Origin of the sequence: Litorivita sp. NS0012-18 (assembly GCF_040371945.1) — a bacterium.
Lineage (GTDB): Bacteria > Pseudomonadota > Alphaproteobacteria > Rhodobacterales > Rhodobacteraceae > Litorivita.
This window is the reverse complement of the sequence record NZ_BAABWS010000001.1, coordinates 356,421-373,250: the sequence shown is the minus strand read 5'-3', so window position 1 is coordinate 373,250 and position 16,830 is coordinate 356,421. Positions and strand designations below refer to the sequence as shown.

The following is a 16,830-nucleotide window of genomic DNA, read 5'->3' as shown; positions in this document are numbered from 1 at the left end:
AGCAAGAGGGCAGATACCACATGGGCAGAGTTTCGAGCGCCAAATATGCGATGATCGGTCTATTGGTCGGCGCGCTTGCCGCCTGTGCGCCGATGGTGCGCAAACATGGCTATACGCCCGATGATGAGGAACTTGCCCAATTGGCCGTGGGCGTGGACGGACGCGATGCGGTATATGAAATGTTCGGCGCGCCTTCGGTTGCGGGCGTCTTGGAGGGCGGCGATCTCTATTATGTCGAAAGCTACATCCGCCGCTTTGGCATCAAAAAGCCCGAAGTGATCGAACGCACGGTTCTGGCCATCAGCTTTGACGATCAGAACCGCGTCGCCAATATCGAGCGCTTCACGCTGGCCGATGGCAAAATCGTGCCGATCTCGCGCCGTGTGACCTCTTCGTCGGTCGAGGGCAAAAGCTTCTTGCGCCAGCTTTTGGGCAACCTTGGCAAATTCAACGCCGACGGCTTCTTGCAATAACACGCCCATGACGGCGCCCTGCGGCGCATAGGGTTTGCAGCCGCGCTCGCCTCGGGCGCGGCGGTATTTTCGCTGCGCGCCTTTTGCGTCACTGCACTGTCACATCTTGCGTGCTATGGGAGGCGTGACTAGCTTGGATCTGTGATCAGAGGGGCGGCGCAATGTTGGCATTAAGCAAGGGGCGCTATCGCGCGCGGATCGCGCGAGGGGCGGATGATCTGGCCGCTGCGCAGCAGCTGCGCGCAATGGCCTTTGGCACGGGGGCCGAGCGCGACGAAGATGATTTCGACGCCATTTGCACCCATATCCTGATCGAGGAGGAGCGCGACGGGCGTTTGGTGTGCTGTTTTCGCTTCTTGCCGCTGACTGGCGGGGCCGAGATCGGGCGCTCCTATGCGGCGCAATTCTATGATCTGGGCGCTTTGGCCGATTTCGACGGGCCGATTGTGGAAATGGGCCGGTTTTGCATCCATCCCGAGGCGCGCGACGGCGATATCTTGCGCGTCGCTTGGGCGGCGATGACGCAATATGTCGATGACAACGGGGTCGAGCTTTTGTGCGGATGCTCCTCCTTTGCGGGCACCGATGCCAAACATTACCTCGACGCTTTTGCCATGCTCAAGCTGCGCCATCTTGCGCCCAAACGGTGGTTGCCGCGCGTCAAGGCGCCTGCGGTGTTTCAATTCGCCAAGAAACTGCGCCGCAAGCCCGATGCCAAATTGGCGATGCTGCGCATGCCGCCGCTGTTGCGGACCTATTTGCTGATGGGCGGATGGGTGTCGGATCATGCGGTGGTCGATACGCATATGAACACGCTGCATGTGTTTACGGGGCTGGAGATCAAATCGATCCCGCCCGCGCGCAAACGGCTTTTGCGCGCTGTGGCGGGGTGATTGGCGCATTGGTTCGAGCGATGATTTGAGCGATGATTTAAGCGCGGGCGCTTAACTCCTCGCTTGACGCCAGCAGGGCGCGCGATTACGTGGCGCTCATGGCACGCGCACCCCTTTTACAACTCACCGATATTTCCCTCACCTATGGCGGCGATCCGATCTTTGCCGATCTGTCGATGGTGGTCCATCCGGCCGACCGTGTCGCTCTTGTGGGGCGCAACGGATCGGGCAAATCCACGCTGATGAAGGTCATGGCCGGATTGGTCGAACCCGATGGCGGCGGGGTGATCGTCTCGCCGGGTGTTTCGGTCGGATATATGGAGCAGGACCCGACGATGGAGGGGTTTGCGACGCTGGGCGATTACGCCTGCTCGGCGCTGGACCCGTCGGAGATGTACCGCGTCGAGATGGCGGGCGAGGGGTTGAAATTCGACCCTGATCGCGCGGTCTCGACCGCCTCGGGCGGCGAGCGGCGGCGCGCGGCCTTGGCCAAATTGATGGCCGAAGCGCCCGAATTGATGCTGCTCGATGAGCCGACCAACCACCTCGATATCGAAGCGATTGCATGGCTGGAGGCCGAATTGAGCCAGACGCGGGCGGGGTTTGTTTTGATCTCGCACGACCGCGCGTTTTTGCGTGCGCTGACCCGCGCGACCTTGTGGATTGATCGCGGCGCGGTGCGGCGGCAGGAAACCGGTTTTGACGGGTTCGAGGCGTGGCGCGACAAGGTGTGGGAAGACGAGGATATGCAGCGCCATAAACTCGACCGCAAAATCAAATCCGAGGCCCGTTGGGCGGTCGAAGGCATTTCGGCGCGCCGCAAGCGCAACCAAGGCCGCGTGCGCGCCTTGCAAGATTTGCGCGCCGAGCGGGCAGGGCAGATCAAACGCCAAGGCACCGCCGCAATGGCGATCGAGGCGGGGACAAAATCGGGCCGCAAGGTGATAGAAGCGGCGCATCTGGGCAAAGCCTTTGGCGGCAAAACCATCGTGTCGGATTTCTCGTTGACGGTGCTGCGCGGCGACCGGATTGCGTTTGTCGGGCCGAACGGGACCGGCAAGACCACGCTGCTCAAAATGCTGCTCGGCCTCGAGGCCCCCGACAGCGGCACGGTCAAACTGGGCACCAACCTCGAAGTGGCGTTCTTCGATCAGGCGCGCGCGCAGCTTGACCCCGATATGAGCCTTTGGGACAGCCTGACCGGCGATCCCGATATGCGCGTGTCCGGCAAGGCCGATCAGGTCATGGTGCGCGGCATGCCCAAACATGTGGTCGGCTACCTCAAGGAGTTTTTGTTCGACGAGGCGCAAGCGCGCGCGCCCGTGCGTTCGCTGTCGGGCGGGGAGAAGGCGCGTTTGCTTCTGGCCAAGCTATTGGCCAAGCCGAGCAATGTTCTGGTGCTCGACGAGCCGACCAATGATCTCGATGTCGAGACGCTGGATTTGCTGCAAGAATTGCTCGACAGCTATGACGGCACGGTCTTGCTGGTCAGCCACGACCGTGATTTCCTCGACCGTGTGGCCGCGACCACCGTGGCGATGGAGGGCGACGGGCGCGCCGTGGTCTATGCGGGCGGCTGGAGCGATTATCAGGCGCAAAAAGCCGAAGTCGCCGCGCAGGCCAAGCCGGTGAAAGCCGAGGCGGCGAAATCCTCCGCCAAGGGGCAGGCCGCTGCCAAATCCTCCAAATCGGGGCTGAGCTTTACCGAAAAGCACCGGCTTGAGGCTTTGCCCGCCGAGATCGAGCGGCTGGAGGCCGAGATTGCCAAGCTCGAAGATTTCCTCGCCGCGCCCGATCTTTATACCAAGGAGCCGGTGAAATTTGCCAAGGGCACCGAGGCTTTGACCGAACGCCAGCAGGCTTTGGCGCGCGCCGAGGAAGAATGGATGATGCTTGAGGAAAAGGCCGAGGCGTAACCTCGGCCTTTTGGCATGTCTAAGCTGGGCGCGCCGCCGCGCCTATTGCATCCGCAAGGCCCCGTCGATGCGGATCACCTCGCCGTTGAGATATTCGCTTTCGCAAATGAACCGCGCCAGAGCGGCAAATTCCGCCGGATCGCCCAATCTTTGCGGGCAGGTGACATCGCGGGCCAATGTGGCGCGCACCTCTTCGGGCAATCCCATGAGCATCGGGGTCAGGAAGATCCCTGGCGCGATGGCCATGACCCGAATGCCGTCACGGGCCAGATCGCGCGCCATGGGCAAAACCATCCCCGCGATCCCCGCTTTGGAGGCGGCATAGGCCGCTTGGCCCTTTTGCCCGTCAAAGGCGGCAATCGAGGCGGTGTTGATGATCACCCCGCGCCCGCAGCCTTTGGACGGCTCCTCGCGCGCAATGACCTCGGCGGCCAGACGGGCGATGTTGAAGCTGCCCACAAGGTTGATGTCGATGGTGCGCTGGAACCCTGCCAAGGAATGCGGCCCCTCGCGGCCCAAGGTTTTCTCGCCCGTGGCGATACCGGCGCAATTGATCGCCACATTGATGCCGCCCATGGCTTTGGCGGCGGCGGTGATCGCGGCTTGGGCGGAGGTTTCGTCGGTGACATCGGTTTGCACGAAATCCGCGCCGATCTGGGTGGCCACATCGGCGCCTTTGGCATCGCGGTCGAGGATCGTGACCTTGCCGCCGCCCGCAATCAATGCGCGCGCCGTGGCCTCGCCCAGACCCGATGCGCCGCCGGTGACGACGGCTTTGACCTTGTTGATGTGCATGGCTGCTCCTCCCGAGTGCTGCAATTGAACATGCGTTCATTAAATCGCAGCGCGCCGCCCCTGTCAAAAGCCAAAGGCCCTAGCGCGCGATTTTCGGGAACATCTTTTTCGCCGCCCAGCTCAGCGAGATCACCGTCAACGTGATCCGGTAGAGGTGGTGGATGGTGACATAGGCGGGATTGGCCGACAAAGACAGCGCCACCAGCGCCATTTCCGTCACCCCGCCCGGAGCAAAGGAAATCAGCAAGACTTCGAAATTCTCGCCGGTCAGAGGAATGATCGCCAGCGCCATCAAGGCCCCGAGCGCCAGCATCGCGCCGACCGACACCAGCGAGAGGCCAAGCCCTTTGACGAGCATCTTGTGGCTGATCCCCGCAAAGCGCGTGCCGAGCGAGGCGCCGACGACGATCTGCGCCAGATTGACCAGCCATTGCGGCAGATCGACGGCGTAAATCCCGCTCAAGGACAGGGCCGCGCCAAGGATCAACGGGCCGGTGAGCTGTCCGGCGGGCAGGTGCAAACGGCGGCCCAACACCACCCCCGCGATGGCGATGGCGATCAGCGGGATAAGATGGGGCAGGTCGGTCGCCCCGCGCGCCATGGTCGCGCCGCCCGAACTGCCCACGGGGGCGCCGTGGTAGATCGACAGGCCGATGGGCAAAAGCGTGACCACCATGATGATGCGCAAGAACTGCTGCAAGATCAGCGCGCGAATATCCGCCCCCGCTTCCTCGCCCAAGGTGATGGCTTCGATCAAACCACCCGGCGAGCCGCAAAAGAAGGCCGTGGCGCGATCATAGCGGCCAAGCTTTTGGAAGATATAGTAGTTTGCGACATGTGCCAGAATGACAAAAACGGTAATCGCGGCAAAGCTGACCGCCATGGCGGGGATTTGCGCGAAAAGCTCCGTGGTGACCTGCGCGCCGATCATCAAACCGATCAGCGCAATAAATCCGGCGCGGAAGTTTTCGGGGAATTTGAACCCTTCGGGCAACCACGCGCCCTTGAAGGTCGCCAAAAGCGCCACGGCGAGCATGGAGCCGAGCATGAAGGGCAGCGGCAATCCGATCCACTGCGCCGCAAAGCCGCCCAAAGCCCCGAGGGCGACCAGACCGGCGGTCAAACGGATCAGTGAAAACATCGTATCTCCGCAGGCTCAAACGGGCCGAGGCTCGGCCAAAGGACGGCCTGTCGGGCGAGACGCGGGAAGGGCCGGACGGCTGGAGCGGGTAGCGGGAATCGAACCCGCACCTTAAGCTTGGGAAGCTCGCATGATACCATTTCACCATACCCGCGCTCTGCGGTTGGATTAGGCCGCACGGGCAGGGGCGTCAAGGGCGATTGCGCATCGGGCGGCGCGAAGGGGGGCTGGGGCCGCGCGGCTCTGCGCTTGCGCCGCGCTCGGTATTGCTTGGCGCCGCCGCTGCGCGCTATGGCGCAGGGCCTGCGGTCTCTGCCGCGATTTGGGCAAGTTTCGTGATGGTGTTGATGTTGCGCATCGTGCCCTTAGAGAGGGCCGCAAATTTCAATTTTGTGCGTCCCATTCCAGAGGGATAGTGAATAAACACCTCGCGCTCGCCCAGTTGGATTTCCTCATCGGCCCGACCCGTCGCAATGGTTGCCGTATCGGGCGGCGGTGCCTGATCGAGGAAGAGAACGCCGACCTTGCTGGCTTGGGCGTGGGGAAAGGGGTTTGCCGCCACCGCCTGTTGCATCTGCTGTGCACTGCGGATGACAAAGCCGACGGGTTTGCCGATCCGGTTTTGCAAACGGTCTTCGAGAGCGGCTTTGATCTGTTCGGGCGTGCGGGCAGAGGCGAAGACCAGATTGCCGGACTGGATGTAACTTTGCACTTGGGTGAGCCCAGCCTGCGGCCATCGCGCGCAGGTCGGCCATGGGCAATTTTCCGGTCCCGCCGACGTTGACGGCGCGCAAGAGGGCGACGAATACCTGCATGGGGTGAGCATAGCGCCTTTGGGCAAGGATGTAACCACGTTCAGGCGCGGCGCATCGCCGTGATCGGCAGAGCGCGCCGCGGGATGCGAAGGTGAGGTCAGGCATTGCGCAGCTGACCTCACCATTGGCTTTTGTCACTTTGCGCGTCTGCGCCGCCGTCCGGCGCCCTCGCCGTCGCGGCCGCCGCTGTTGAAGCTGACCTGTGGCAGCGGCGGCAGATGCGGGTAGGGGGCGGTGGCATGGGGGATCGCATTGGCGGCGACGAAATGCTCTTGGAAGCGCGGCTCGATGGCGGTCTCGACTTTGGTGATGCGGTGCACCAAGGCTTCGACCTCGGCGCGCGCGGCCAGCGAGCACAGCGCAATGCGCGCGCCGGTGCCTGCGGCATTGCCTGCCGACGTGACCTTGTCCAAAGGCGCATCGGGGATCATGCCGAGGATCATCGCATGTTTGGGCGAGATATGCGCGCCAAAGGCCCCCGCCAGCACCACGCGGTCCACCTGATCGACGCCGATCTCGTCCATCAACAGGCGCGCCCCGGCATAAAGCGCCGATTTGGCCAGTTGGATGGCGCGAATGTCGCCTTGGGTCACGGTGATGCGCGGGCCGCCGTCGGCGCTTCCGTCATAGATAAGATATTCATGGGTGCGCCCCGTGGGGATACAGCGTTCGCTGCCGGTTTGCGCGGGGGCGCCGATCAGGCCCGCCGCATCGACCAGACCCGCAAGGCGCATTTCGGCCACGGCCTCGATGATGCCGGAGCCGCAAATGCCGGTGATGCCGGTGGTGGCGGTGGCCTCGGCAAAGCCCGCCTCATCAGACCACAGCGCGCAGCCGATCACGGAAAACCGCGGCTCTTTGGTGGCCGGATTGATCGCGACGCGTTCAATCGCACCAGGCGCGGCGCGTTGGCCCGAGGAGATTTGCGCGCCCTCGAAAGCGGGGCCGGTGGGCGAGGAGCACGCCAGAACGCGATTTTTGTCGCCAAGCAGGATTTCGGCATTGGTGCCCACATCAACAATGAGCGCCAAGTCATCGGATTTATGTGGTTCCTCCGATAGCGCAACGGCGGCGGCATCGGCCCCGACATGGCCCGCAATACAGGGCAGGATATAGAGCTGCGCGCGCGGGTTCAGCCCGCGCATCTCGACATCCGAGGCGCTCAGGTTCAGCGCATCCGAGGTGGTCAGCGCAAAGGGCGCTTGGCCCAGTTCGGTCGGATCAATGCCAAGCAACAGGTGGTGCATCACCGGATTGCACACGATCACCGCCTCGGTGACCAGCGCCGGATCAACCGCGCCTTGGCTGATGATCTCGGCGGCCAGAGCCGAGAGGGCCTCGCGCACGGCGGCGGTCATTTCGGCGGCGCCGGTGGGGTTCATCATCGCGTAGGACACGCGGCTCATCAGGTCTTCGCCAAAGCGGATTTGCGGGTTCATCACCCCCGAAGAGGCAATGACGCGCCCGTCCTCAAGGCTGCACAGATGCGCGGCGATGGTGGTCGAGCCAAGGTCGATGGCAAGCCCGTAAAGCCCGCCTTCGGGCAGATCGGCAAAGACATCGATCAAGGCCGGAGCGGCGCCTGCGGCGCAGGTATGCAGCGCGGCGGTAACTTGCCATTTGCCTTTGCGCAGCACCGCTTGCAGGCGCGGCAAGAGCGAGGGCGCACATGAAATACGATCAATATCCCATTGCTCTTGCAGCGCTTTTTCGACGCGCTGCAAATCGCCCGTGGGGTCGTGCATATCCGGTTCGGCCACGTCGATCACATAAAGCCGCGTGGCGGGGGCCATGATGATATCGCGCGCGGCGGCCTCTTTGCGCACCACTTGTTTGTGCACTTGGCTCTCGGCGGGCACGTCGATGACCACATCGCCTTGGATCGTGGCTTGGCACCCCAAACGGCGGCCTTCCTTGAGGCCGCGCTTGTCATCATAGCGCTGCTCGACCGCGTTGAAGGGCGAGAGCGCTTCTGGACGCGAGGTCAGCCCGTGTTTGGAAAACGCGCCGAAGCTGGGCTGGATCTGGCATTTGGAGCAAATGCCCCGCCCGCCGCAGACGCTGTCGAGATCGACGCCCAATTGCCGCGCGGCGGTCAGAACCGGCGTGCCGGCGGCGAAATGCCCGCGTTTGCCCGAAGGCATGAAAATCACAAGTGGGTCTTTTGCAGCGGTATCGGGTGTCATGCTCGGCGTCCTTGTTGCGCGGCCTAGCATATGGCGCAATTTGCGCCGCGAATGAAGGGGGGCGGCGTAAATTTGCGGTTTTGCGGCATTGTGGCGGGTTCTAACCGCTGCGGCGCGCCAGCCATTGCAAGATCGCATCGCGGTTCGCATCCAGATCGGGCGCGGGGGGACGGGTCGCCGGATCGGGCACATCGCTGATCTTGATCGGGTTTCCGGCGGCGCGATAGGCCGGTTTACCCTCTTGGTCCAAAATATCCACCATCATGTTGCGCGCAAGGATTTGCGGGTCTTGCATGGCTTCGGCGACATTCTGGATCGGGCCTGTGGGCACGCCTGCGGCGGCCAGAGCCTCGATCCAATGGGATTTGGGTGCGCCCAAGGTCACGGCCTCGATCAACCGTTTCAACAGCCGCGCGTTCTCGCAGCGCGCCGGATTGGTGGCAAAGCGCGGATCGCTCGCAAGCGGCAGGTCGAGCGCGGCGCAAAGCTTGGCAAAAAGCGCATCATTGCCCGCGGCGATGACAAACAACCCGTCCGAGGCGTGAAAGGTTTCAAAGGGCGTGATCGACGGGTGGCGCGCGCCCGAGGGGGCGGGCGGCGAGCCGGTGACCGAGGTGAGCGCCACGGCATGTTCCAAAATCGCCAGTTGGCTGTCGAGCATCGCCACGTCGATCTTGCGGCCCTTGCCTGTCTCGCGGCGCTCGAGCGCGGCGGCCAAGACCCCCTGCACCAGATACATCCCCGCGATGATATCCCCGATCGAGGCGCCGACGCGCACCGGTTCGCGGTCTTTCTCGCCGGTGATGCTCATGACGCCGCCGCGCGCTTGGACCACCATGTCATAGGCAGGGCGCAAGGCGTCGGGGCCAGTGTGGCCAAAGCCCGAGACCGCGCCGTAAATGAGCGCCGGATAGGCGGCGTGCAGCGCCTCCCAGCCATAGCCGAGCCGCTCCATCACACCGGGGCGGTAGTTTTCGAGCACGATATCGGCGCGGGCCAGCAGACGGTCGAATATGGCGCGATCCTCGGGCGATTTGAGGTTCAGCGCGATGGAGGATTTGCCGTGATTGATGGCGGCGAAGTAGGCGCTTTTGCCGTCTTTGAAGGGCGGGAAGGCGCGGGTGTCATCGCCGCCCTCGGGCGGTTCGACCTTGATCACCGTGGCGCCGAGATCGGCCAGCGTCATCGAGGCAAAAGGCCCCGCCAGAACATGGGTGAGGTCGATCACCACCATGCCCGACAGGGGGCCGGATGCGGCGGCGGGCAGGGGGAATTGATCGGCGGCGGCGCTGGGTTCATGGCTCATCGGGTCATCCTGTTGCTGGCGCAGGGCGCAAGAAGGGGGCAGCGCCAACCTAGCGCGCGCGCTACCTCAGAGCCGTGACACAGATCAAGCTTTGCCCCGAGCGCGGCGCGCTAGATATGGTGGGCGCGCGCGAATTAAGGGCTTTCCCTGCGGGCACATTAATGCAATAGGGAGGCGTCAAACGATCTTGCCATGGAGAGACCCAGATGGAGATTCGTGAGGCGCTGACCTTCGATGATGTTTTGCTTGTTCCTGCCGCGTCCAGCGTGCTGCCGTCCACTGCGGACACGCGCACCCGTGTGACGCGCGGCATTGCGATGAATATCCCGCTATTGAGTTCGGCCATGGATACGGTGACGGAATCGCGCATGGCGATCACCATGGCCCAAGCCGGCGGCATCGGCGTCATCCACAAAAACCTTGATGTCGAAGAGCAGGCCCGCGAGGTCCGCCGCGTCAAACGTTTTGAGAGCGGCATCGTCTATAGCCCCGTCACATTGACTCCCAATCAAACGCTGGCCGATGCCAAAGCCTTGATCGAGCGCTATAATTTCACCGGTTTTCCGGTGGTGGACGAGGCGGGCCGCGTTGTCGGCATCCTGACCAACCGCGATATGCGCTTTGCCACTTCGGATGATACGCCCGTGGCCAAGATGATGACCTCGGACAACCTGTCGATCCTGCGCGAACCTGCGGATCGCGATCAAGCCATTGGCATGATGAAAGAGCGCCGGATCGAGAAATTGCTCGTCACCGATGCGGGCGGCAAGCTGACCGGTCTGTTGACGCTGAAAGATACCGAAAAGGCGGTCTTGAACCCCACCGCGTGCAAGGACGATCTGGGCCGTTTGCGCGTGGCGGCGGCGACCTCGGTGGGCGATGCAGGGTTCGAGCGTACCGAAGCCTTGATCGCGGCGGGTGTCGATATCGTCGTGATCGACACGGCCCATGGCCATTCCGAAGGGGTGATCGAGGCGGTCAAACGCGCCAAGAACCTGTCCAACGCCGTGCAGATCATCGCGGGCAATGTGGCGACGGCGGATGCCACCAAAGCCTTGATCGACGCGGGCGCGGATGCGGTCAAGGTCGGCATCGGACCAGGGTCGATCTGCACCACGCGGATGGTGGCGGGTGTCGGCGTGCCGCAATTGACCGCAATTTCCGATTGCGCCCAAGCGGCGGGCGATGTGCCGGTGATCGCCGACGGCGGCATCAAGTTCTCGGGCGATTTCGCCAAGGCCATCGCGGCGGGCGCCTCTTGCGCCATGGTTGGCAGCATGATCGCGGGCACGGACGAAAGCCCTGGCGAGGTGATCCTCTATCAGGGCCGCTCGTTCAAATCCTATCGCGGCATGGGCAGCCTTGGCGCCATGGCGCGCGGTTCGGCGGATCGTTATTTCCAAAAAGACGCGGCCTCCGACAAATTGGTGCCCGAAGGCATCGAGGGTCAGGTGCCCTATAAAGGTTCGGCGGGCGCGGTGATCCACCAATTGATCGGCGGTTTGCGCGCCGCTATGGGCTATACCGGCAACGGCACGGTCGAGGCGATGCGCAAGAATTGCACCTTCGTGAAAATCACTGGCGCAGGCTTGACCGAAAGCCATGTGCATGACGTGCAAATCACCCGCGAAAGCCCCAATTACCGGATCGGTTAAGCCCCGATCCGCAGCAAAACGGGCCGCCTCGCGCGGCCCTTTTCTTTGAAGGAAGACCCATGACCCCAGCCGCCCGCGTGCAAGCCGCTATCGAGATTTTCGACGCTATTTTGGACGGTGTGCCTGCGGAAAAAGCTTTGCTGGGATGGTCGCGCCGCTCGCGTTTTGCGGGCAGCAAGGACCGCGCCGCCGTGCGCGACCATGTGTTTGATGCGCTGCGCGCGCGCCGCTCTTTTGCGGCGCTTGGCGGGGGCGATACGGGGCGCGCGATCCTGCTTGGCATGGTGCGCGCGCAAGGCATGGACGCGTCCGAGGTTTTCTCGGGGCTTGGCCATGCGCCCGCACCGCTGAGCGCCGAAGAAGAGGCCGCAGGCGAGGCGCCGCAAAGCGATGGCGCGCGGATGGATTTGCCCGACTGGCTGGTGCCGCTGTGGACGGCGTCCTTGGGCGCCGAGGCGCAGGCCACGGCCGAGGCCGCGCGCCGCCGCGCACCGGTGTTCTTGCGCGCCAACCTGCTCAAGACCACGCGCGCGCAGGCGGCGCAGGCGCTGGCAAGCGAGGGGGTCGAGACCGCGCCGCACGAGATTTCGCCTACGGCGCTTTTGGTGACCGATGGCGCGCGGCGCGTGGCGCAATCGCGGGCCTATCTTGACGGGCTGGTGGAGCTACAGGACGGGGCCAGCCAAGCGGTGATCGACGCGCTAGACGGCGCCGCGCCGCTGCGTATCTTGGATTATTGCGCGGGCGGCGGCGGCAAATCGCTTGCGCTGGCTGCGGCCTTTCCCAAGGCGCAGGTCTTTGCCCATGATATTGCGCCCGCGCGGATGAAAGACCTGCCTGATCGGGCCGAGCGGGCGGGGGCCAAGGTCACGCTTTTGGAGCCGCAGGATCTGGCTCAGGCCGCGCCCTTCGATCTGGTGCTGTGCGATGCGCCCTGTTCGGGATCGGGCGCATGGCGGCGCGCGCCCGAAGGCAAATGGGCGCTCGGCGAGGCGCGGTTTGCGGATTTGCTGGCGCTTCAGGCCGAGATATTGAATGCGGCGGCGGAATTGGTCGCGCCGCAGGGGCTTTTGGCCTATGCGACCTGTTCGGTTCTGGAGCCGGAGAACGGCGCGCAGGTGGATGGGTTTATCGCGCGCCACCCCGCGTGGACGGCCCATTTGCAACGCGGCTGGAGCCTTGCGCAGGGCGGCGACGGGTTTTTCACGGCGCATTTGCGGCGGGGCTGACCCGCCCGCAGGGGGCGCCGCACAATCTATAGGTGTTTTGCGGCGAGGGGTTTCCCTGTATTTAAGGTCTCGTTAAGGTTTTTTGGCTCCTAATGCATCGGAGCAGAATCGCACGATGGGACAGCAAACTTGGCCTTTACCGCACTTACCCCCGGTCCGATGACACGGGCCTCCGCACGGATTAAGCCGCGTATCGCGGTTTTGTTGTTCATGGCGCTGTTCTTTGCAGGGGCGTCGTTTTTGCTCTCTAACCCGATGATGCAAAAGGGATTTGCGCTGATCGCGGTGAGCCTGTTTTCGCTCTGTGTGGTGATTGCGGTGATCTCGGCGTGGAATGCACGCGGGCGCAGAGGCGCCTATGACACCATCGCCGGATTTGTCGAACATGATGCCGCGGCCAGCTTTGTCACCGACAAAGACGGCGCGATCATGCATCGCAATGCGGCGGCGCAGGCGCGGTTTGACGCCCATGACGCGCCCACGTTGGCCGGTGTGCTCTCGGATATTTTCGGCAATCCGGGGGCGGTGCTTTTCCGGTTGCAAACCCGCGCGCAGGCGGGCGGCGCCGCGCGCGAGGATGTGGTCACGCGCAAGGGGCATGTGCGTCTTGGCGTGCATGTGGTGGGCGACAACAGCTTTTTGTGGCGGCTTGAGGAAATGGGCGAACGCGCGCCCGCTGCCCGCCCCGCCGAAAGCTTTAGCCTGCCAATGCTGACCGTGGGGCGCAACGACGCGATCTTGTTCATGAATGACGCCGCGCGGCGGCTGGTTGGCGAGCGTTCCAAATCGCTCGACCGCGTGTTTTGCGAGCTTCCGGTGCGGCGCGGGCGGATCAATGATGTGGCCACGGCGGACGGGGTTGTGCCCTGCCTTGTGACCGAGGTCGAGGCCAGCGCGGGGCGGCGCGAGTTGATCTTGCTTCCGGGCGCCGAGATCGAACAAGACACCCATGGCACCGGATGGAGCTTTATCGAGGAATTGCCCGTGCCCTTGCTCAAAATCGCCCATTCCGGCGAGGTGCAATTGTCAAACCGTCAGGCGCGCCAGCTTTTGGGGATTCAAAGCAGCAACGGGTTGTTGATGTCCAACCTCATGGAGGGGCTGGGCCGGTCGATTTCCGAATGGCTGCGCGAGGCCGCCGCAGGGCGCGGATTGCAGCATAGTGAATTTTTGCGGGTGATCCGCGAGGACAAAGAGGTCTTTGTGCAGGTCACGCTCAAGCGCATCACCGACGGCGGAGAACCCGCCCTGATCGCGGTGCTCAACGATGCGACCGAATTGAAAACCCTCGAAGCGCAATTTGTGCAAAGTCAGAAGATGCAGGCGATCGGGCAATTGGCGGGCGGCGTGGCGCATGATTTCAACAACCTCCTGACCGCGATTTCCGGCCATTGTGACCTGTTGCTGCTGCGTCATGATCAAGGCGATACGGATTACGCCGATCTGGTCCAGATCAACCAGAACGCCAACCGCGCCGCGGCGTTGGTCGGGCAGCTTCTGGCCTTCTCGCGCAAACAGACCCTGCGCCCCGAGACGCTTGATCTGCGCGATACATTGTCGGATTTGACCCATCTTTTGAACCGGTTGGTGGGCGAGCGGGTGACGCTCACTTTGATCCATGATCCGGTGCTGCGCTCGATCCGCGCCGACAAACGGCAGTTGGAACAGGTCTTGATGAACCTCGTGGTGAACGCCCGCGATGCCATGCCCGATGGCGGCGAGATCCGCATCGAGACCTCTTCGAAAACCTTCGACACGCCGATGGACCGCGACCGCGCCGTTGTGCCGCCTGGGGACTATGTCTCGGTGACTGTCGTGGACCAAGGCATCGGGATTCCGGCCGACAAGCTGCAAAAAGTGTTCGAGCCTTTCTACACCACCAAACGCACCGGTGAGGGCACCGGTCTGGGCCTGTCCACCGCTTACGGCATTATCAAGCAAACCGGCGGATTTATCTTTGCCGACAGTACTCCGGGCGAGGGCACGACCTTTACCCTGCTTTTGCCGGTGAACGACGAAGCGCCGATGCCGCAGGCCGTGCCAAAGGCCGAAGCCGCGCGCGCCGAAGAGACCGAAGCCGCCGATGGGGTGGTGCTGTTGGTCGAGGACGAGGCGCCGGTGCGCGCCTTTGCCTCGCGCGCGCTCAAAATGCGCGGCTTTACCGTGCTGGAGGCCGACTCGGCCGAGGAGGCGCTCAAGGTGCTCGAAGAGGCGGAGTTGCGGGTCGATGTCTTCGTAACCGATGTGGTGATGCCCGGAATGGACGGGCCGACATGGGTGCGCGAAGCTCTCAAAGAGCGCCCTGACGTGCGGGTGGTGTTTGTATCCGGCTATGCCGAGGAAAGCTTTGGCGACCACCAAAAGCGGATCACGAATTCGGTGTTCTTGCCCAAACCCTTCTCGCTCACCGAATTGACCGAAACGGTCCAACGCCAAATGATGATCGACCCGCGCGCGGCCTAGGGTTCGGTAGGGGCGCTATGCGATGCTCTGCCAAAGGGTGAATTCATCGGCGCATTTGCGGCGCAGCTTTTCCTCGGTGCCCGCGGACAGCGCGAGCGGCATCGCCGGCGAGACGTTCTCGCGGCCCAATTCGATCTTCATCTCCAGACGTTCTTCCAGAAAGGCCAGCAAAGCCGCCTGATTCTCGTAGCGGAACAGATGGTCCACCTTGGTGCCATTGGGCTGCGGCTTGATGAAATTGACCTGCGATCCGATATTTGCAAATTCGGGGCGGTTGCCCTTGCAATAGGCCTGCACAAACTCCTCAAAGCTGATCTCGGCCGTCGAGGTCGGTTTGCCGGCCAAGAACGGGCGGCGGCGATAACGATACCAGCTGCCAAGCCAGTCAATCGGTTCGCGCACCACCGCCAATGTTTCGATATCGGGCGAGACGAATTTCTCCAGCATCGGCCTGAAAAACCGGTTGTAGCGGTAAAGCGGCGCATGTTTGAGCTCGGGCGGGTCGCTGACGATCTGCGACGCATAGGGCGCGAGCGCGGTTTCAAAGGCCGTGGTGCCGGTTTTGGGCATGGATAGAAATACCAGCTTTGCTTTGGAAAAAATCAACATTTACCGGTCCTGGCTCCCTGCGTGCGGCGGATTAATCACTTGTAAACTATCGCTTTGGCAAAGTGAAAAACAGAGTGGATCGAAAAATTTATGTTGAAATGTTCTCATTTTGGTCCCATGGTGGCGAAGAACAAGATCAGAACATAATGTGACATTGCCGCGCGCGGCAGGTTATGGGATAAGGAATAAACTGACATGGCAACGGCAGATCTTTCGAAAATGGACAACAAAAAGCAAGCGGACAAGCAAAAGGCGCTCGACAGCGCGCTGGCGCAAATCGAGCGCCAGTTTGGCAAGGGCTCGATCATGAAGCTCGGGGCCGAAAATGCGGTGCAAGAGATCGAGGCGACCTCGACCGGTTCGCTGGGTCTTGATATCGCGCTCGGGATCGGCGGTTTGCCCAAAGGGCGGATCGTGGAAATCTACGGGCCGGAAAGCTCGGGCAAAACCACGCTGACGCTGCATTGTGTGGCCGAAGAGCAAAAGAAGGGCGGCGTTTGCGCCTTTGTCGATGCCGAACACGCGCTTGATCCGCAATATGCCAAACGCGTCGGCGTCAATATTGACGAGCTTTTGATTTCGCAGCCAGACACGGGCGAGCAGGCGCTGGAGATCGTTGATACGCTGGTGCGTTCGGGCGCGGTGAGCATGGTCGTTGTCGACTCGGTCGCGGCCTTGACCCCGAAAAGCGAGCTGGAAGGCGAGATGGGCGATAGTTCGGTCGGCGTGCATGCCCGCTTGATGAGCCAAGCGATGCGCAAACTGACCGGATCGATCAGCCGTTCCAATTGCATGGTGGTCTTTATCAACCAGATCCGGATGAAAATCGGCGTGATGTTCGGCAGCCCCGAAACCACCACCGGCGGCAATGCGCTCAAATTCTATTCCTCTGTGCGCCTCGATATTCGCCGGATCGGCTCGCTCAAGGACCGCGATGAGGTGGTCGGCAATGCGACGCGTGTGAAAGTCGTGAAGAACAAGGTGGCGCCACCCTTTAAGCAGGTGGAATTTGACATCATGTATGGCGAAGGCATCTCGAAAACCGGCGAGCTTTTGGACCTCGGGGTCAAGGCGGGCGTCGTGGATAAATCGGGAAGCTGGTATTCCTATGGCGACGAGCGGATCGGTCAGGGCCGCGAGAATGCCAAAACCTTCCTCAAGGAAAATGGCCCCATGGCGATGGAGATTGAAGACAAGATCCGTGCGGCGCATGGGCTTGATTTCGATATGACGTCTGATGGCGCCGAGGCGAGCGATGATGGTGATGGCGCGGATGATATCTTCGAGGCGTGATTGCCGATTGATGGTATGAAGACCAAAGGCCGCCTTTCGAGGCGGCCTTTTCGTTG

General features: G+C 62.6%; 12 protein-coding genes, 1 tRNA gene and 1 pseudogene. 7 read left to right on the top strand and 7 right to left on the bottom strand.

Annotation, left to right across the window (positions count from 1 at the left end; genetic code table 11):
* Positions 1-20: 20 nt before the first annotated feature.
* The 3 genes from ABWV64_RS01790 to ABWV64_RS01780 all read left to right on the top strand — a co-directional run bounded on the left by ABWV64_RS01790 (position 21) and on the right by ABWV64_RS01780 (position 3,282).
* Entirely contained in the window at positions 21-473 is a 453-nt protein-coding gene (locus tag ABWV64_RS01790) for an outer membrane protein assembly factor BamE (protein ID WP_353342559.1), read from the top strand.
* Positions 474-634: 161 nt separating this feature from the next.
* A complete protein-coding gene (locus ABWV64_RS01785; protein ID WP_353342558.1) occupies positions 635-1,366 on the top strand; it encodes a GNAT family N-acetyltransferase in 732 nt (243 codons plus the stop codon).
* A 98-nt stretch (positions 1,367-1,464) separates the two neighbouring features.
* Entirely contained in the window at positions 1,465-3,282 is a 1,818-nt protein-coding gene (locus tag ABWV64_RS01780) for an ATP-binding cassette domain-containing protein (protein WP_353342557.1), read from the top strand.
* Between the two features lie 42 nt (positions 3,283-3,324).
* Here the strand turns inward: ABWV64_RS01780 and ABWV64_RS01775 are convergent, their stop codons facing one another.
* The 6 genes and pseudogenes from ABWV64_RS01775 to ABWV64_RS01750 form a co-directional block, all read right to left on the bottom strand.
* Positions 3,325-4,077: an SDR family NAD(P)-dependent oxidoreductase gene (locus ABWV64_RS01775; RefSeq protein WP_353342556.1), complete on the bottom strand. Its 753-nt coding sequence runs from the start codon at positions 4,075-4,077 to the stop codon at positions 3,325-3,327.
* Between the two features lie 79 nt (positions 4,078-4,156).
* Positions 4,157-5,218, bottom strand: a complete 1,062-nt coding sequence (locus ABWV64_RS01770; protein WP_353342555.1) for an AbrB family transcriptional regulator — start codon at positions 5,216-5,218, stop codon at positions 4,157-4,159.
* Between the two features lie 80 nt (positions 5,219-5,298).
* Positions 5,299-5,372 (bottom strand) — tRNA-Gly (locus ABWV64_RS01765).
* Between the two features lie 135 nt (positions 5,373-5,507).
* A pseudogene (locus ABWV64_RS01760) lies at positions 5,508-5,973 on the bottom strand (DUF1697 domain-containing protein).
* A 194-nt stretch (positions 5,974-6,167) separates the two neighbouring features.
* Positions 6,168-8,219, bottom strand: coding sequence for an ASKHA domain-containing protein (locus tag ABWV64_RS01755; RefSeq protein WP_353342554.1), 2,052 nt, complete (start codon positions 8,217-8,219; stop codon positions 6,168-6,170).
* A gap of 100 nt (positions 8,220-8,319) precedes the next feature.
* Positions 8,320-9,525 (bottom strand): CaiB/BaiF CoA transferase family protein, encoded by a 1,206-nt coding sequence (locus ABWV64_RS01750; RefSeq protein ID WP_353342553.1) that lies wholly within the window; start codon positions 9,523-9,525, stop codon positions 8,320-8,322.
* Positions 9,526-9,731: 206 nt separating this feature from the next.
* Here ABWV64_RS01750 and guaB point away from each other — a divergent pair, with 206 nt between their 5' ends.
* From guaB to ABWV64_RS01735, 3 genes are all read left to right on the top strand, one after another.
* Positions 9,732-11,180 carry an IMP dehydrogenase gene (guaB, locus tag ABWV64_RS01745; RefSeq protein WP_353342552.1) on the top strand — a complete coding sequence of 483 codons (1,449 nt, stop codon included), beginning with the start codon at positions 9,732-9,734 and terminating at the stop codon, positions 11,178-11,180.
* Between the two features lie 59 nt (positions 11,181-11,239).
* Positions 11,240-12,409 carry an RsmB/NOP family class I SAM-dependent RNA methyltransferase gene (locus tag ABWV64_RS01740; RefSeq protein WP_353342551.1) on the top strand — a complete coding sequence of 390 codons (1,170 nt, stop codon included), beginning with the start codon at positions 11,240-11,242 and terminating at the stop codon, positions 12,407-12,409.
* 159 nt (positions 12,410-12,568) lie between these two features.
* Positions 12,569-14,872 carry a hybrid sensor histidine kinase/response regulator gene (locus tag ABWV64_RS01735; protein ID WP_502902632.1) on the top strand — a complete coding sequence of 768 codons (2,304 nt, stop codon included), beginning with the start codon at positions 12,569-12,571 and terminating at the stop codon, positions 14,870-14,872.
* Positions 14,873-14,887: 15 nt separating this feature from the next.
* Here ABWV64_RS01735 and ABWV64_RS01730 read toward each other — a convergent pair whose 3' ends face one another.
* A complete protein-coding gene (locus tag ABWV64_RS01730; protein ID WP_353342550.1) occupies positions 14,888-15,481 on the bottom strand; it encodes a sulfotransferase family protein in 594 nt (197 codons plus the stop codon).
* Between the two features lie 195 nt (positions 15,482-15,676).
* On the opposite strand from ABWV64_RS01730, the gene recA reads away from it, so the two are divergent.
* Positions 15,677-16,774, top strand: coding sequence for a recombinase RecA (recA, locus tag ABWV64_RS01725; protein WP_353342549.1), 1,098 nt, complete (start codon positions 15,677-15,679; stop codon positions 16,772-16,774).
* Positions 16,775-16,830: the final 56 nt, after the last annotated feature.

What these genes read in the sequence shown, in the direction of transcription:
- ABWV64_RS01730 (WP_353342550.1), bottom strand. Translation starts at nt 15,481, where the DNA reads ATGTTGATTTTTTCCAAAGCAAAGCTGGTATTTCTATCCATGCCCAAA.
- guaB (WP_353342552.1), top strand. Translation starts at nt 9,732, where the DNA reads ATGGAGATTCGTGAGGCGCTGACCTTCGATGATGTTTTGCTTGTTCCT.
- ABWV64_RS01775 (WP_353342556.1), bottom strand. Translation starts at nt 4,077, where the DNA reads ATGCACATCAACAAGGTCAAAGCCGTCGTCACCGGCGGCGCATCGGGT.
- ABWV64_RS01770 (WP_353342555.1), bottom strand. Translation starts at nt 5,218, where the DNA reads ATGTTTTCACTGATCCGTTTGACCGCCGGTCTGGTCGCCCTCGGGGCT.
- recA (WP_353342549.1), top strand. Translation starts at nt 15,677, where the DNA reads ATGGCAACGGCAGATCTTTCGAAAATGGACAACAAAAAGCAAGCGGAC.
- ABWV64_RS01750 (WP_353342553.1), bottom strand. Translation starts at nt 9,525, where the DNA reads ATGAGCCATGAACCCAGCGCCGCCGCCGATCAATTCCCCCTGCCCGCC.
- ABWV64_RS01780 (WP_353342557.1), top strand. Translation starts at nt 1,465, where the DNA reads ATGGCACGCGCACCCCTTTTACAACTCACCGATATTTCCCTCACCTAT.
- ABWV64_RS01755 (WP_353342554.1), bottom strand. Translation starts at nt 8,219, where the DNA reads ATGACACCCGATACCGCTGCAAAAGACCCACTTGTGATTTTCATGCCT.
- ABWV64_RS01790 (WP_353342559.1), top strand. Translation starts at nt 21, where the DNA reads ATGGGCAGAGTTTCGAGCGCCAAATATGCGATGATCGGTCTATTGGTC.
- ABWV64_RS01735 (WP_502902632.1), top strand. Translation starts at nt 12,569, where the DNA reads ATGACACGGGCCTCCGCACGGATTAAGCCGCGTATCGCGGTTTTGTTG.
- ABWV64_RS01740 (WP_353342551.1), top strand. Translation starts at nt 11,240, where the DNA reads ATGACCCCAGCCGCCCGCGTGCAAGCCGCTATCGAGATTTTCGACGCT.
- ABWV64_RS01785 (WP_353342558.1), top strand. Translation starts at nt 635, where the DNA reads ATGTTGGCATTAAGCAAGGGGCGCTATCGCGCGCGGATCGCGCGAGGG.